This window comes from Cupriavidus sp. 8B (assembly GCF_054589115.1).
Map to the genome: position 1 here is coordinate 17,002 of NZ_BAAILO010000039.1, position 15,871 is coordinate 32,872.

Annotated in this window: 14 protein-coding genes and 1 pseudogene; 7 read left to right on the forward strand and 8 right to left on the reverse strand. The window is 62.5% G+C overall.

Annotated features, from left to right (window positions below; translation table 11 throughout):
- Positions 1 to 150 precede the first annotated feature (150 nt).
- A complete protein-coding gene (locus ACYP5B_RS04210) occupies positions 151 to 678 on the reverse strand; it encodes a MarR family winged helix-turn-helix transcriptional regulator (RefSeq protein ID WP_459568663.1) in 528 nt (175 codons plus the stop codon).
- A gap of 60 nt (positions 679 to 738) precedes the next feature.
- Between ACYP5B_RS04210 and ACYP5B_RS04215 the strand changes: the two genes are divergently transcribed.
- The 4 genes and pseudogenes from ACYP5B_RS04215 to ACYP5B_RS04230 all read left to right on the forward strand — a co-directional run.
- On the forward strand, positions 739 to 1,350 hold the full coding sequence (locus ACYP5B_RS04215; protein WP_459568664.1) for a flavin reductase family protein: 612 nt from the start codon (positions 739 to 741) through the stop codon (positions 1,348 to 1,350).
- Positions 1,351 to 1,383: 33 nt separating this feature from the next.
- Positions 1,384 to 2,652 carry an MFS transporter gene (locus ACYP5B_RS04220; RefSeq protein ID WP_459568665.1) on the forward strand — a complete coding sequence of 423 codons (1,269 nt, stop codon included), beginning with the start codon at positions 1,384 to 1,386 and terminating at the stop codon, positions 2,650 to 2,652.
- Positions 2,653 to 2,759: 107 nt separating this feature from the next.
- Positions 2,760 to 3,854 (forward strand): porin, encoded by a 1,095-nt coding sequence (locus ACYP5B_RS04225; protein WP_459568666.1) that lies wholly within the window; start codon positions 2,760 to 2,762, stop codon positions 3,852 to 3,854.
- Positions 3,855 to 4,100: 246 nt separating this feature from the next.
- A pseudogene (locus tag ACYP5B_RS04230) lies at positions 4,101 to 4,940 on the forward strand (ISKra4-like element ISBusp5 family transposase); the annotation flags it as partial.
- A gap of 104 nt (positions 4,941 to 5,044) precedes the next feature.
- Here the strand turns inward: ACYP5B_RS04230 and ACYP5B_RS04235 are convergent.
- Positions 5,045 to 5,926: a LysR family transcriptional regulator gene (locus ACYP5B_RS04235; RefSeq protein WP_459568667.1), complete on the reverse strand. Its 882-nt coding sequence runs from the start codon at positions 5,924 to 5,926 to the stop codon at positions 5,045 to 5,047.
- Positions 5,927 to 6,044: 118 nt separating this feature from the next.
- On the opposite strand from ACYP5B_RS04235, the gene ACYP5B_RS04240 reads away from it, so the two are divergent.
- From ACYP5B_RS04240 to ACYP5B_RS04250, 3 genes are all read left to right on the forward strand, one after another.
- On the forward strand, positions 6,045 to 7,481 hold the full coding sequence (locus tag ACYP5B_RS04240; RefSeq protein WP_459568668.1) for an amidase: 1,437 nt from the start codon (positions 6,045 to 6,047) through the stop codon (positions 7,479 to 7,481).
- Positions 7,478 to 8,476 (forward strand): tripartite tricarboxylate transporter substrate-binding protein, encoded by a 999-nt coding sequence (locus ACYP5B_RS04245; RefSeq protein ID WP_459568669.1) that lies wholly within the window; start codon positions 7,478 to 7,480, stop codon positions 8,474 to 8,476. The genes ACYP5B_RS04240 and ACYP5B_RS04245 overlap by 4 nt, the downstream gene beginning before the upstream one ends.
- A gap of 124 nt (positions 8,477 to 8,600) precedes the next feature.
- Positions 8,601 to 9,398, forward strand: coding sequence for a class II aldolase/adducin family protein (locus ACYP5B_RS04250; protein ID WP_459568670.1), 798 nt, complete (start codon positions 8,601 to 8,603; stop codon positions 9,396 to 9,398).
- Positions 9,399 to 9,428: 30 nt separating this feature from the next.
- On the opposite strand, the gene ACYP5B_RS04255 is transcribed toward ACYP5B_RS04250, so the two are convergent.
- Genes ACYP5B_RS04255 through betC form a run of 6 tightly spaced genes read right to left on the reverse strand, consistent with a single transcriptional unit; the run spans position 9,429 to position 15,843 of the window.
- Positions 9,429 to 10,115: a GntR family transcriptional regulator gene (locus ACYP5B_RS04255; RefSeq protein WP_459568671.1), complete on the reverse strand. Its 687-nt coding sequence runs from the start codon at positions 10,113 to 10,115 to the stop codon at positions 9,429 to 9,431.
- A 31-nt stretch (positions 10,116 to 10,146) separates the two neighbouring features.
- Complete coding sequence (locus ACYP5B_RS04260) at positions 10,147 to 10,890, reverse strand: hypothetical protein (RefSeq protein ID WP_459568672.1); 744 nt, start codon at positions 10,888 to 10,890, stop codon at positions 10,147 to 10,149.
- Between the two features lie 4 nt (positions 10,891 to 10,894).
- Entirely contained in the window at positions 10,895 to 11,866 is a 972-nt protein-coding gene (locus tag ACYP5B_RS04265; RefSeq protein ID WP_459568673.1) for a Bug family tripartite tricarboxylate transporter substrate binding protein, read from the reverse strand.
- Positions 11,867 to 11,904: 38 nt separating this feature from the next.
- Positions 11,905 to 12,780: a 3-hydroxyisobutyrate dehydrogenase gene (gene mmsB, locus ACYP5B_RS04270; RefSeq protein WP_459568674.1), complete on the reverse strand. Its 876-nt coding sequence runs from the start codon at positions 12,778 to 12,780 to the stop codon at positions 11,905 to 11,907.
- A 26-nt stretch (positions 12,781 to 12,806) separates the two neighbouring features.
- Positions 12,807 to 14,309 carry an aldehyde dehydrogenase family protein gene (locus tag ACYP5B_RS04275; RefSeq protein ID WP_459568675.1) on the reverse strand — a complete coding sequence of 501 codons (1,503 nt, stop codon included), beginning with the start codon at positions 14,307 to 14,309 and terminating at the stop codon, positions 12,807 to 12,809.
- A gap of 10 nt (positions 14,310 to 14,319) precedes the next feature.
- A complete protein-coding gene (betC, locus tag ACYP5B_RS04280) occupies positions 14,320 to 15,843 on the reverse strand; it encodes a choline-sulfatase (protein WP_459568676.1) in 1,524 nt (507 codons plus the stop codon).
- Positions 15,844 to 15,871: the final 28 nt, after the last annotated feature.

Sequence of the window (15,871 nt, forward strand, 5' to 3'; positions counted from 1 at the left end):
GTTGCGCCGCGTCTGTACAAGGAACTACGCGGTTTTCTGTGCTTTTCTAGGGAATTCCCCGTTGGGAAAAACCCCGACGCAAAAAACCCGCTCAGGTCAGATGCGAGAATCTATACTCTGTAATAACTTGCAAATGCAAATAGATTGGTCTTATCCGGCGAGCGGCGAGAGATTGGAATACATGCGCACAAGCATCTGCTTGAGCACCTTAACTTCCTCCGCGCTGAAGCCGGCGATGGCCACCCTTTCAAACAAGGCACCAAGCGGGATGGTCTGGGAAGCGAGCTGTGCACCCGGGGCAAGCAGTTGAATTTTGATTGAACGCGCATCCGCAGTGTCGCGGCGGCGGGCAACCAGGCCCTTCTCCTCGAGCGAAGTAATCAGGCGCGACAGCGTGGAAACGTCGATGCTGGTGTGCTCCGCGAGTTCGACAATGGCTTGCTTGTCGCGATGCGAGAGTGAGGCGAGTACGCGATAACCGGGCAACGTAATGTCGAACTGCCGCAGGTACTTCGAGAAGGCGACGCCGATGCCTACACCAGCACGATTGAGGAGATACGGCACCGATTGCTCGAGGTCGAATCCCTCCGGAACGGCAGCGTTAGCAGGCTCGATGCCCCGGGTTTTCGGCTTCGCTTCTTGAGCAACAGACTGGGTACTTTTTTTGGTCGGCTTCATGCTGGCGGGTCGGTGGCTGTCCATACAGCGTCGCAGTGTCGGTGCGAAGTGAATTTTAGCATGCACATGCATGTAAGCCTGAGCGGCACCACCGTTTCGGGAACAAACTCTGAGGAGACTATCATGAGCTGGGAAAGTGCATGGGCCACTTCGCCGGGCGATCTGCCGAACGGCGAACTAGCAGCGCCGGACTTCGATCCGCGCGATCTGCGCAACGCATTGGGGCGCTTTGCTACCGGGGTCTGCCTGATCACAACCATGGGATCCGACGGCAAACGCGAGGGCCTGACCGCGAATTCATTCAGCTCCGTTTCGCTGGAGCCTCCCATCGTCCTGTGGAGCTTGCGTCGGGGCGCTGGCAGCCTGGCCACGTTTATCACCGCAGAACACTTCTGCATCAACGTGCTTCAGGCCGATCAGATCGATATCTCACGCCACTTCTGCCGGCCTCAAATGGACAAGTTCACGGAAATCGAGGACGCATTCGATAGCGGAATCGGGAGCCTGCCCACGCTCAAGGGAGCGCTGGCGACGTTCGAGTGCAAGCGCATTTCCCACCAGGTCGTGGGCGATCACGTGATCTTCTACGGACTCGTGCAGCGCTACACCTACTGCGATGCGAATCCCCTCGCCTTCCACGCTGGCAACTATGCCTGCCTGCAATCGGCTTGATGCCGCTATCGCCCCTTTTACTTGGATAGAATCATGGACCGTACAAGTACTTCGTTGGCGGGGACGCAAATGGCCACGCGCGCAGTTCCCGGTGAAGTTGCCTTCTGGTGCGCCCTCGTTGCACTGCTGGATGGATTCGATACGCAGGCCATCGCCTATGTCGCTCCTGTCCTTGCCGAGGCGTGGCGCATTCCCGCGGCCTCCTTCGGTATGGTATTCGCGGCTGGCCTGCTGGGGCTGACCGTCGGCACACTCTTCGTCGGCCCCTATGCCGACAAGATCGGCCGAAGGCCCGTGATCATTGGGTCGACTATCTTGTTTGGTGGCTTCGCCCTAGCGACGGCCTACGCCGGCTCCATCGAGCAGGTGCTGGTGCTGCGCTTCCTGACCGGCATCGGGCTGGGCGGAGCCATGCCAAATCTAATTGCCCTGACCTCGGAGGTGTCGTCACCCACAGCCAGGGCCCGTATGGTGACCATCATGTTCTCGGGCTATCCCCTTGGGGCAGTGGTTGGCGGCTTCGTCAGCGCCGCGCTGATCGGGAAGTTTGGCTGGCAAGTCGTGTTCTACCTCGGTGGCGGATTACCGCTGCTGGTGGCCCTGGGTCTGCTTCTGCGGCTCCCCGAGTCTCCGAGCTTCGGCGCTGTGTCGCAAAAGACCATCGCGCAAGAACCGACCTCCGGCGTAGTGACTCCCCCAAGCGTATCCGAGTTGTTCCGGAGTGACCACCGCCGGACCACGCTTCTGGTTTGGCTCGCCTACTTCTGCACGCTGTTGGTTGTGTTCACGATGACGGCCTGGCTTCCGACGCTCCTCAAGCAACGGGGGATGAGCGTGTCGCTTTCCATCGTTACCACCGCACTGCTGAACCTGGGCGGGGTAATGGGCGGCGCCTTGCTAAGTGCGTCCGTTCGTCGTTTCCACCCTTTGTCACTGATCGCTGCGTCATACGCGGCCGCTGTGTTCGGAATCATCGTCGTCGCGGCAAGCGGTGGCAACGGCCAGTTGCTCATGGTCGCAACCTTCCTGACGGGTGCCGGCCTGGTCGGCTCACAACTCCTGATGAACGGGGTCGTAACGGAACTCTATCCGACGCGCATTCGCGTTACCGCGGTGGGGTGGGCTCTTGGCGTGGGGCGCGTCGGAACGGTGCTAGGGCCCTTGATTGGCGGATTCTTCCTGTCACAAGGGTGGAGCTATCTGGCCATGGTCGCCTGGATGGCCGCACCAACAGCGGTCGCCGCCCTGGCTGCACTCCTGCTTCGCCGGCAGGGCGCGGCCAAGCGCGAACGCGCCGTTTGACATTTTCTCTTAGTAACTGACAACGCAGTAGCCATCGGCCGGCGACCGCGCCTGCCTGGGTCGCTGCGCGCCTGGACATATTGAATTTAGAATAAGAAGGAGAAGAGATGAGATTCCGGATTCTGGCGGCAAGCCTGGCCTTCGCAGTGCCTTGCGCGGCCAAGGCGCAAAGTGTGACGCTCTATGGCGTGGTCGACACCGGCATCGAGTATGTGAACCACATAGGCGCGGGCCACAGTAGCGTGGCGCGCATGGACAATCTGTCCGGCACGGTGCCCTCGCGATGGGGCATGCGCGGCACCGAAGATCTCGGCGGCGGCCTTAAGGCAGCATTCGCGCTCGAATCAGGCTTTGCGCCAGACTCAGGTGTGTCGAACCAGGGCGGTAGGCTGTTTGGGCGTCAGGCTTGGGTGGGCCTTACCGGACCGTGGGGCCAGGTGGCACTGGGACGGCAGTACACCATGCTGTTCTGGTCGACGCTCGACGCCGACATGCTGGGACCGAACACGTTCGGCTCATCGTCGCTAGACAGCTACCTGCCGAATGCCCGCGCGGACAACGCCATCTCGTACAAGGGCACGTTTGGCGGCCTGACAGTTGGCGCAACCTACAGCTTCGGGCGCGACGGCGCCAACGCGGGGCCGGGACCGGCTGGCACCAACTGTGCCGGCGAGAATCCCGCCGATCACCTCGCTTGCAGAGAGTGGTCGGCCCTGCTGAAGTACGATGCAAGAGCTTGGGGCGTAGGCGTGGCCTATGATTCTCTGCGTGGCGCGCCGGGGGCGTTCGCGGGTCTCACCAGCAGCGGGCTGAAAGACGATCGCCTGTCGGTCAACGGCTACGCGAATATCGGCTTGGCCAAGCTGGGCGGAGGCTGGATCCGGCGCGACAACAATGGCAATCCCGCCACGCCGCTCAGCGATCTCTGGTACGGCGGCATCTCGTACGCCGTAACACCGGCATTCAGTGTGGACGGCGAGGTTTTCCATCTGCGCTACCACGGCAGCGCCAATAAGGCCTGGCTATACGCGGCGCGCGGAACGTACGCGTTCTCCAAGCGGACCTCCGTGTATGCAACGGCTGGCTTCATCGACAATCGAGGGAGCCTGGCCTTGTCAGTCAGTTCCGGGGCGACAGGATCGAACCCGGCGCCGGGCGGCAATCAGCTCGGCGCCATGCTTGGCGTAAAACATATCTTCTGAGGGGAGAAGGCCAATGTGAAGAGCGCCCCTTCACGCCGGCTGCTCTCGCCGCGGTTCCGGCATTATCGCTGGGTTAGGAGCCCTTCGCCGTCGATGCGCTCGGCCAGGCTCTCGATGTCGCGCTCCGTGACGCCGGACTGGCAAGAGTCGACTGGTTGCGTTGATTTATGGCGGTTAATTGCAAAAAATCCGCCTCGTCACACTGGGAGACAGATAGCGAAGTCGACGTAACAAACGGGGGCTGCCATGCGACGCTCAATCGTTCTTGGATTTCTTGAGTTCGATGATGGCGATGGAACTGCGGTCAAGCGGGTCGAGGAAATGCGGCTTCACCGGGCCGCCGGAAGTCAGGCCTCCGGCGACGTCGGAAGGCAAGTCACTGGTCAATTGCATCCCGCAGGAGTTCGTCGAGCAGCTCGAGCGTTTTTGCGCGTCGCGCAGAGCGTGCGTTGCCTGCGGCGTGCGCCGTCGCCTGCACGATAGTCATTGCTCGGAATTGAAGACCAGGCTCGGGAAGGTTTTCTACTGCCGAGAACGATGGAAAGCCTGCAAGTTCGGTGCTGACGCCTCCAGATATATGTCGCCGCTCAAAAGTTACTTGACGGACGCAAACACAGGTGAGCTGCGATGGCTGCATGCAGAGCTGGGGCCACAATGCCCTACCGGCAGGCCAAGCGGGTCATGGCGCTCCTGTTACCGACGTCCGGCCGCGACAGGCACGTGACCACCCGCAATCACACCGTGGCCGCCAGCAAATCCCTACTGCGCGCCCAGCCCGTGCGCCGGTGGTGCAAGGAGACAAAGCCGAATGCCGAGCTTGGCATTGATGTCGGCTATGTTCGGCGGGCTCGAAGCAATGCCAAGGGAGCCGGCAAGGAAAATCGCGCGGGAACAGGCAATGAATCATCGTCGATCGATAGCTGTCGTCGTTGCGGCATTGGACCAGACAGGCAGATAACACGCGCCTGGGCTTCCGCTATGCCGCGCACCAAGCGACTGCAGGAAGAAATGACGAGATGCTTGCAGGACAGCGTGTACGAGGTTCCCAATGACGTCTGCGTCCTGGCCGATAGCGCTCTTCCTCTGTAGCCGGGCCAGCGCCGCTATGCGGCTTGTGGATACGGGACCCAGCTTGCTGTCCTTAAGGGCTTAAGGGGGTCGACACAACGTTATCCGCAAATGCATAGCCGTCATCGGAGTGCGTGCCGCGCCGCCGCGATGAACGGCTCGATGAAAGGGCTTTCCAGATCGCGGCGCCGGCAGACGGCCACCTCGAACCCTTCTGCGACGCCCTTAAACTTTCGGAACACGACACCCGGAGGCCGGCCAATTGCCGCGCACGCCGGCACGATCGCATACCCCTCACCTGCGAGCACCAGAGCCAGTGCTGCGTGAACCGTCTCCACCCGTTCGACTATTTGCATGGTTACCTGGTGGCGCCGCAGTAGAGCGGCAACCATCGAAGTGTCTGCGCCCACTGTCAGTGTGGGCAGCGCAATCAATCTCTGCCCCTGCAGCCGTGCCATCGGGACCGACGAAAGCCGTGCGAGCGGTGCACGTGCAGGTAAGGCCAGCCGTAGCGGTTGCATGCCCACGATCGTCGTGGACAGGTCAGGCCGCTGAATCGGTGGCATGCACAAACCAAGTGTTACCTTGTGGTCGACGATTTGCGCTTCATACGTGGCGGTGCTCATCTCGACGAACTGCAGTTCGACGTCTGGGAGTGTGCGGCGCAACTGCGGCACGAGCTTCGGCAGTACAGCGTAGCCGAGCGAAAACATGTAGCCGACAGACAGCCGCCCGCGCCGCCCGGACGCTACGGCGCGTGCGGCCTCGAACCCCTCGTGAGCCAACGCCAAGGCTTCGCGCGCGCGCGCGAAAAGCGCGCTTCCCGCGTCTGTAAGTCGCATTCCGGTGGATTCGCGCACAAAGAGCGCCGTGCCGAGTTGTGCCTCGAGGTTGCGAATTTGGACGGACAGCGGCGGTTGCGCCATATGAAGGCGCTCGGCGGCCTTGCCCACGCTGCGGGCCTCCGCTACAGCAACGAAATAACGCAGGCTCTTAAGGTCCATGGGTCATACGATTCCGATATGGCCTGATTGTGAACGAGTATTTGACCGGGTGGGGGGGTGCGTGTCAACTTTGATTCGTTGCCGGTCACTTGAGCCGGAATCTCCCAGGGTGTTTTGGATGAATGAGGAACTTTGCTTTTTGCCTGCTGTGCGGCTTCGCGAAGCGATAACTGCCCGCGAGGTTTCCCCGGTCGAAGTGACGCGTGCCGTGTTGGACCGTGCCACCCGGCTTCAATCGAAACTCAACTGCTTCATAACGCTTTGCCCGGACGAGGCCATGCGCGAGGCACGAGCCGCAGAGCAAGCGGTCATGCGCGGGGAGCCTACAGGATTGCTGCACGGCATTCCTTACGCCTGCAAGGACCTGGTGAACACGCGGGGAGTACGTACAACCTTCGGCTCGCTGCTGTTCGCGGACAACGTCCCGACCGAGGACGCGGTGGCCATCGCCAGACTACGCCGCCAGGGAGCCATCCTCATCGGGAAAACGACCACATCGGAATTCGGAGCGAAGTGCCTCACCGATGCGCCTTTGTTCGGCTGCACTCGCAACGCCTGGCACCCTGACCGCACCAGCGGCGGCTCTAGCGGCGGCGCCGCAGTGGCAGTAGCGACCGGCCTTGCCCCGATAGGCATCGCGACGGATGGTGGCGGTTCCACCCGCATTCCGGCGGCCTGCAATGGCGCTGTTGGCCTGAAGCAAAGCATCGGCTTGGTTCCGCATTCTCAGGTGGAAGATGCCTTCGGCAATCTCACCTACGTCACGCCCATCTCGCGCACAGTGGCCGACACTGCCCTGATGCTCCAGGCAATGGCTGGCGAAGACGATTCCGACCCATGGTCTGCCGGCGCGCGCTCTGCCGATTACGTCGCTGCAACGCGCTCTGCCACAGACCTGCGGCGCAAGCGCATCCTGTTCGCAACCGTGCCACCTGGCCGACCACTGGCGGCAGATGTGGCCGCGTGTTTCGCGTCTGCCCTGGAGCGGTTGCAGGACCTGGGTGCGGAGCTCGCAGAAATGCCTGGCTCGGCCTTCAACATCGAGCCACTCTGGCGAACGATCAACCACACGGTATGGCGAGCGCGCTTCGGTCAGATGGCTCGGGAGCAGCCGGACCGGCTCAGCCCTTCGCTGTTGCAACAGTTGGCCCTTGCCAATGACTACAGCGCGGTCGACTACCAGAGGGCCAACTTCGAACGCACTCGGCTGTTCCGGCACGTGCAGGCGCTGCTCCGTGACCACGACTTCATCGCCGTTCCCACCATTTCGTGCACCGCGCTGCCGATTGACCAGGACCTGTTCGGGCAGATAGAGATCGACGGCCGGCTGTACGACGAGGTTCGATCCAACTGGTTCCCGTGGACCATGCCGTTCAACCTGACCGGCCACCCCGCCATCACCCTGCCTTGCGGTTTTGGCCGTGACGGACTGCCCATCGGGTTGCAGTTGGTGGGTCGTCTGCGCGGGGAGTCCGACCTTCTCGGCGCGGCTGCGCTGTTCGAGGCTTCTCAGAATCTCCTGTCCCGCTGGCCAGATGTGGAGGTGCCATCATGAAATCGATACGCCGTTTGCTTGCGGTTGTCTGGGTGGCGGCCCTGGCCGCCGTGGAAACAGATCCAGCCTGCGCGCAAACCCCTGCAACGACGGGAAGCGCAATTCCCTTGCGGCTTGTTGTCGGCTTCCCGCCTGGGGGGGCGCTGGACACCCTCGCGCGCGCGCTGGCCGAGCAATTGCGGTTGGCTGGCATGGACCAGGTGATCGTGGAAAACAGGCCAGGCGCATCGACGCGCATCTCCATCGACTACGTGAAGCGATCGCAGCCGAACGGCAGGACTGTGCTGCTTTCATCAAATGCGCCGATGGTCATCTTCCCGATGACCTACCGACGGCTTAACTACGACCTTGATCGCGACTTCATTGCCGTGGCTCAGCTTGCAGAAGTCCCCACGGTGATATCGGCGGGTGCGGATCGCCCCTACAAGACGCTGCAAGAATACGTGAGCTGGGTCCGTGCGAACCCTTCTCAGGGAAGTATCGGCCTCACCTCGCTGGGCGGAACACTGCATTTCGCCATCCTCGGCATGGGACGAACGGCAGGCGTACCTCTCAGGCCGGTTGCCTACAAAGGTGGCGCGCCGCTTGTGACGGATCTCGTGGGCGGGCACGTTCCGTTAGCCACCGACGCCCTGGCCAGCCAACTGGAGCTTTATCGCGCAGGAAAGATTCGCATTTTGGCCGTGTCTGGCACCCATCGAAACGCGGCCCTCCCCGATGTGCCGACTGTGCGCGAGGATGGCATCGATGCATTCGATCACGCGAATGCGTCGTACAGCGCCTTTGTGCCTGCGGGGACGCCCCCGGAGGTGGTGCAACAGTTGGAGCGGGCGTTCGTTGCCGCAATGCAGAAATCGGAGATGAAAGTCTTGTTGTCGCGTGTCGGTCTGGAAGCGACTGGCCTGCCTGGCGCGACCTTGACCCGCACGCTGCACGCCGAGCGTGAGTTCTGGCGTCCGATCGTCCAGGCATCGGGATTCCGCAACGAGGACTGAGTAGGCGCCGAGCACCTTTCCCACCCGCCCAATGAGTCGCGCAAGCCTATCTCGCACACGAGATCGCCACATCCTGGTCCCGGGGCGCACAGACCACCAATGGCAACAGCAAGGAGACAAAGAAATGAGAATCGATACCGCGCAGCTTTCTTCCCGCGTGATGCCCGACGGCATGGGTCCGGACGAGTGGCGGCTGCGCTGCGACCTCGCCGCATGCTATCAACTCACCGACCTTTATGGAATGTCCGACCTCGCGTCGACGCACATCTCGGTCCTGCTGCCCGGACCCGAACACCATTTCCTGGTCAACCCGCTGGGCACGCTTTTCGACGAGATGACGGCTTCGGCCCTGCTCAAGGTGGACCTGGCCGGCCGCGTCGTGGAGGGCGATCCGTCGCTGCTCAACCCTGCTGGCTTCATCATCCACAGCGCCATTCACATGTCGCAGTCTGATCTGCTATGCGTCATGCACAGCCACACGCGCGCCAACAACGCTGTCGCGATGCAGGCCATGGGCCTGCGGCCTCTCAGCCAAAAGGCCTGCGTCATGCTGGACTTGCTCGGCTACCACGACTACGAGGGCGCTGCGCTCGATGATGACGAACGGCAGCGACTGGTGCGCGACCTCGGCCCAGAAGGTCGCGTTCTGATCCTTCGCAACCACGGTGCGCTCACGGTTGGCCGCAGTGTGGGAGAGGCGTTCTGCTGGATGCTGCGCCTGGAGACGGCATGCCAGTATCAGATCGATGGCCAGGCCGGTGGCGTGGCCCTTCACGAATTGTCTGAGGCCACCATCCGGCATACCCGCGCTCAGGGTCGCAAGATGCTCGGTCCTGGCGGCTTCCTGGAGGTTGGCAAGGTGGAATGGCCTGGCCTATTGCGCAAGCTCGAGCGGGAGCGAGGTACCTCGTACCGCACTTGAGCGCCTGCCTGGGCGGCTGCAGTCTGCGGTCTAGAAGATCGAGAAGGTAATCGACTTCGCGACCGCATCACGGATGTGCTGGATGCGCTCCCGGTTTAGCTGCTCCGCCGCGGCGCCATCGCCGCGACTGATGGCATCCAGCAACTTCTCGTGTTCCTCGATCGCGGCTTCCATGCGGCCCGGCAGCATAGCGGTTCGATTGCCCATCAGGCGCAACTGATTCTCGATGGCGAGGACGTACTCAGCCAGCGTGTCGCTACGGCAGCATTCGACGAGCACACGGCGAAACGCCAACGCGTGGTCAAGATAGCCGGCGACATCTCCCTTCTTCGCGCAGGCAGTCAGTTGCTGGAGCAACTTCTTCAGCTTCTGCAGGTGCTCGGCATCCATATGCCGCGTCGCCAAACGTGCCACCAGACCCTCGAGCACCTCGCGGATGTCCAAGAGCTCAAGCACATCTTCTGGGGTCAGCTGCCTCACCGTGACACCTACGAAAGGCGTCCGGCTGACAAGCCGCTCGGTCTCGAGTTGGCGGATAGCCTCCCGGATGGGTGTGCGGCTCACTTCGAATTCCGCTGCAAGGTCTTGCTCTGTGAGCTTTGCGCCTGGCCGCAGGTCTCCGCGCAGGATCGCGGAGCGAATCCGCTCGCAGACCTGCTCCACCGACAGCGGCTGGGGATCCCGTTTACGCAACGCGTTTGATTTTGGTTCACTCATGACGACTTTATACAGGAGTCTGTGAGGTGCTTCAACGGACAGCCAGGTACTCCGCAGCCATGGCCGGCATCTGCAATACCAGGAGGTGAAGGCCGTCCGGGCCCGCACGGCACGCACCGCCGTGCTCACCCGTTGACATGAACCGGCTCTCCCACTCCTGCAACCGGCATTCCGGCGCGCTCAGTTCACCAGCAAGGACGAGCTGGAACTGCCCCGAGCCGCGGGCAGCCGGGACGTTCACTTCCGAGAACGGAGGGAGCTGCAATGCGAATGCCTCGGGTTCGTTTCCATCGGCGCCAATCAGTTCCGCACGCACAGGGGCCTTCAGTGCTCGGAGCTGCTCGATCGTACGGGGTTCATGCGTTGGCCCGTGCGCGTGCCGCTTCGGTCCGCGGCGCAGCTTGTCCCGCGCAACCGGAAGAAAGTTCGCGCCCGTTTCGAACGCCGCACGGATGGTGAAGTAACTCAGCCCCTGCGGCCCCGCCACCAATGGCCCATAACCTGTGAATGCGCCTGCATAGTGGACGGAGCCGGGCCCGACCGCACGAGATCCCAGGGATCCCGATCCTTGCTTGAAGACCTGGAATTGATTTTGTGTATGAAAGTGCGCAGGCAGCACCGAATGCGCAGGCTGCTCCACCAGAAAGACGGTGGGAGACAGCTGCGGGTCGGATCCGGTCTGCATCCACTCGCTGCGATGGAAGCTGAATCCGTTTTCCAAAACCCGATGGTGCCGCGTGTCACGAGCGAGCGTGGCAGAGCCAACAGCAATCATGACATCACTCCAGGCGGGCGCCGGACGCCTTGACGACGGCCGCCCACCGCCCCATTTCGCCGCGCATGAAGATTCTGAATTCCTCCGCCGTGCTGCTGCGTGGGCGGCCGCCAAGGGCGGCGATCCGTTGGGACAGTTCGGGAGACTGGACGATCCTGGCGAGCTCTGCGCTCACCCGGTCCACGATAGGTTTCGGAGTGCCGGCGGGCGCGAGCAGACCCACCCACGGGACCACGTCGAAGTCTTCCAGGCCCAAGCCGCTCTCAGCGACTGTTGGCACGGACGGCAGTGCGGTCAGGCGCTCCCGGGAACTCACCGCAATCGCACGCACCTTGCCAGTGGCGAGGAAGGGTTGCGCGCCCGCAAAGGCATCGAAGGCAACCTGCACCTCACCTGCGGCAAGGTCAGTCAGCGACTTGGCGGAACCGGCATAGGGGACGTGCGTCATTTCCATGCCGGTTCGCCGCATGAGCTCCGACATCGCAAGATGGGACACCGAACCGTTGCCGGGGGAGGAATAGTTGACCTTTCCCGCGTTCGCCTTCGCGTAGGCAACTAGCTCCCTCACAGAGTGAATGGGAAGCGCGCTATTGACCATCAGCAGGAGCGGGGCATCGTAGACCAAGCCGATCGGCTCGAAATCTCTAGCGGAGTCGTAACGCAGGTTCCGATACAGGAAAGGGTTGCCAGCCAGAGCCGCCGAGGCGGACAGCGTCATCACGCTGCCGTCGGCGGGCATGCGCGCAACCGCTGCCAGGGCCAGGCTGCCGGACTGGCCCGGCATATTCTCCACGATCAGCAACCGCCCGATCGTTGGACCGAGGCGGTTGGCCAGGATCCGGGCGACCACGTCGACAGATTGGCCCGAGGGATAACCCACAATCAATTTACCCGTTTCCTTCTGCGCGAAGGCAGCGCCGCTGGCAAACAGAACAGCAACAACGGCCAGCTGGAAGACTTGTCGGACGATTGCCATGGTTGGTCTCCTTGCTTCTTGATTTAGCTGCGGGCAGCTTATGCGCCGAGCATCTTGATGATGGAGGAAAAGTCGAGCCGGCCACGCCCGGCGGCACAATGCATGGCGTAGATCGAGGCGGCCGCCGCGCCTAGCAATGCCGGCGACTGGCTGGCAACTGCAGCCTGCTCCGCCAGCCGCAAGTCCTTCAACATCAGCTCGGAGGCGAAGCCGCCTTCGTACCCACGATTGGCCGGAGCGGACGCCACTAAGCCGGGCTCAGGCGCATAGCTCGTAAGCGCCCAGCATTGGCCGGAAGACGTCGAGGCAATCTCGTAGAACCTCCGTGGATCCAGCCCCAGTCGCTTGGCCAGATGCAGGGCCTCGGAGACGGCCACCATGGAAATGCCTGCCAGCATGTTGTTGCAGATCTTCGCCGCCTGGCCGGCGCCTGCCGCGCCTGCATGGAAGATGTTCTTCCCCATCGCGCGCAGCAGTTCGAGGGCACGCGCAAAGGCGGCTTCCGTGCCTCCGACCATGAACGTGAGCGTCCCCGCCGCCGCGCCGCTTACGCCGCCGGAAACGGGAGCGTCAAGCGTGACAAGCCCCTTCTTGTGCAGCGTTTCATGGAAGACAGCGCAGGACGCGATATCGATCGTCGAGCAATCGATCACAAGCGCTTCAGGCGCGAGCGGCAGGGTGTCCGCCGTGAGCACGTCCAGCACGTGCCGACCGCTGGGCAGCATGGTGATGACGACCTCCGCCCCGGATACCGTTTCCGCGACCGAAGCCCGCGGATCGAGGGCCGCCTGCAATGCGCGCCCCATCGAGCTCGCGTTGAGGTCGAAGCAGCGAACATCATGCCCTGCCTCCTTCAGTCGGCACGCCATGGGAAATCCCATATTGCCCAATCCAATGAAACCGATCGCAGCCATTCTTGTCTCCTTGTAACGAGCGCAGCTTAGTTCATGTTGAAGATCACGGTCTTCTTGTGCGTGAAGTGGTCCAGCATTGCCTCCAACGACGCCTCGCGGCCAAGGCCAGATTGCTTCACGCCCCCGTAGGACAATCCAGGCTGGACCACAACGTTCTGATTCACCTGCACGAAGCCTGCCTGCAGCCGCCGGGTGGCATCCAGCGCGATCTTCAGGTTCTGCGTCCAGATGGTTGCAGCCAGTCCATAGTCGCTGTCGTTGGCTTGCGCTACGGCTTCTTCGAAACTTGAGAAGCGGATCACGCACGTCACGGGTCCGAAGATTTCTTCGCGCGCCAGCCGGGATGCGTTGGTCAAACCGGTAAAGATGACCGGCCTGACGAACAGACCTTTCCGAAGCCACTCGTCTGTCGGCAATTGGGAGCATTCGAGCGCCCGGGAATGAGGCTCGGCTCGACCGCTTTCGATGTAGCCGTGAACCTTGTCGAGCTGGGCGCGCGAGATGACCGTGCCGATGTCCGTCGCTTCATCCAGGGGGTCGCCCATCTTCAGCGCGTCAACTCGCGCCTTGAGCAAGCCGACGAATTCTTCATGCACCCTGTCGTGCACGAAAATGCGGCTAGCGGCCGTGCAGCTCTGTCCCTGGCGGGTGAAGCGCATGCCGCTCACCGCGCCGGCGACGGCCTTCGCGATGTCGGCATCCTCCATCACGATCATCGGGCTCTTGCCGCCGAGTTCCAGCGTGACGGGGATAAGCTTCTCTCCGGCAGTGCGCGCCACAATTCTTCCGGTTTCGACGGAGCCGGTGAACGTCACCTTGCCGACGGCGGGGTGCGCGACCAAGGGCGCCCCGCATTCGGGGCCGAAGCCTGAGATGATGTTCAGCACCCCGGCGGGCAGCTCCTGGTTGAGGATCTGGCAGAGCCTCAAGACCGCCAGCGGCGCCTCTTCGGCCGATTTCACGACAACCGTGTTGCCGGCCACCAGCGCCGGGGCGATCTTCAGCGTCATTAGCATCATGGGGGCATTCCAGGGAATGATGACGCCCACTACCCCAATCGGTTCGCGTTGCGTGAATGTCAGCATGTCTGGGCTGAACGGCACGGTTTCGCCCTTGAGTTCCGAAGCCAGGCCACCGTAGAACTGCAACGCATCGGCAACGACGGAGGCTTCGACCCGGCTCTCAGTGCGCAGAGCCTTGCCGGTCTCGAGAGCCACCAGCCGACCTAGCTCCTCCACGTGCTCGGCAATCAGGCGCGAGCACTCGGCCAGCAGGGCGCCACGCTTGCGAGCCGGCATCGCAGCCCACGCGGGCTGCGCCTGGGCCGCCGCACTCACTGCTCGTTCGACGTCGCTTGCGTCGCTTTGAGCCGCGTGCCCGATCTCGCGTCCGGTTGCTGGGTTGACTACCGGGAACATATTTCCCGAACGGGCCCCCACCAAGTCGCCACCGATCAGGTTGTAGCCGCTAATCGCGCGAGCCAAACGGTGCGGATCGATGTCCGCCGTGAGCTTGTTCTGAGTCATCATCGGTCTCCTTTCACTTTGCGACAGGCGCCACAGCCGGCCAGCGCTTTTTTACCTTGATCACGCGAGCGCTGCCTCGGCGCACAAACCGGCGTGTGTCGTCCGTGGCCGCCTGGTAGTCCCAGGCGGGCTGAATGCCCTCGGGCAGCGAGTTGATAAACTTGCGGCGCGCCTGGCTGGCAAGCACCTGCTGCGTGATCGCCGCGGGATCCCACCGGGAGAGTACGCGTGCCTTGAACTCGGCAAGCACCTGTGGCTGCTTTTGCGAGATGTTCACCAGCTCGTTCGGGTCGGCCTCCATGTCGAACAGCAGGTCTGGATGGCCATGGGTGTACACATACTTGTATCGGCCACGTCGCAGCATGCAGCATGGACCAGTGACTCCCTCGGCGGTGTACTCGACGAACGCTTCCGCCTCGCCGTTTCCATCGCCCGTTGCGACCAGCGGCACGAGGCTGCGTCCGTCGATCGGCTCGACCCAGGCCGGCGTTTGCCCATCCATCGCAAGATCCAGCAATGTGGGGAGCAGGTCCACGTGAGAAACCGGCTCCGCGATTCGCCGGGGTTGGCGCGCGCGCGGATCGTAGACGAGCAGCGGAACTTTGGCCGACCAGTCGAAGAACACCCGCTTGAACCACATGCCGCGTTCGCCCAGCATGTCGCCATGATCGGAAGTGAACACGACAATCGTGTTGTCCTCGAAGCCCGCGCGTTTGAGCGTCTCCAGAAGGCGGCCCACTTTGTCGTCGACGTAGCTCACCATCGCATAGTAGGCATGACGCGCACGCCGCACCTGTTCGTCGGTCGCCCCTTGCTTGTCGAGCCCGTGGGAATACTGCACCCACTGGCTGAGCTTGTCGCGCACCTGCATCGGCATGTCGCCGACGATAGGCAGGTTAATCTCCTCCGGCGAGTAACGATCCAGGTATTCGGGAAGGATGTGATAGGGCGGATGCGGGTGCGTATAGGAAACGCACATGAAAAACGGTTGCTCGTCTTCCCTCGCGAGGTCGTATAGACGCTGGATCGCCTTCGCCTCGACCTCCTCGTCGTAATCGAGTTGCAGGCTGCGGAAGCAAGAGCCGCTCTCATCCACGGTGGTCAGGTTGTGCCCAGGTGGGTAGAAGCTGAACTCCCCCTCCGCCCAGTCCGCTGCCCAGCCGAAGTCCGCCGGGTAGATGTCGGTGGTAAGGCGCTCCTCGAAGCCGTGCTTCTGGTCAGGGCCTACGAAGTGCATCTTCCCGCTGAGGATTGTCTTGTAGCCCTGTTGCGCGAGGTAGTAGGGCAGCGTGGGCGTGGCAGCCTGGAACTCGCACGCGTTGTCGAACGCGCCGATGCGCGTCGCGAACTGGCCTGCAAGCAGCGAGAACCTGGCAGGAGCGCACAAGGGGAAGTTGCAGTAGGCGTTGTCAAACACTGTGGACCGTTCGGCGAGCGCCTGGAGGTAAGGCGCCTTCACGACGGGGTTGCCGTGGAAGGGCAAAACCGGTGCCGAGAGTTGGTCGGCCATGACGAAAAGAATGTTGGGCTTGCGCATGATTCTCCTTTATTGCACAACGGTTGCA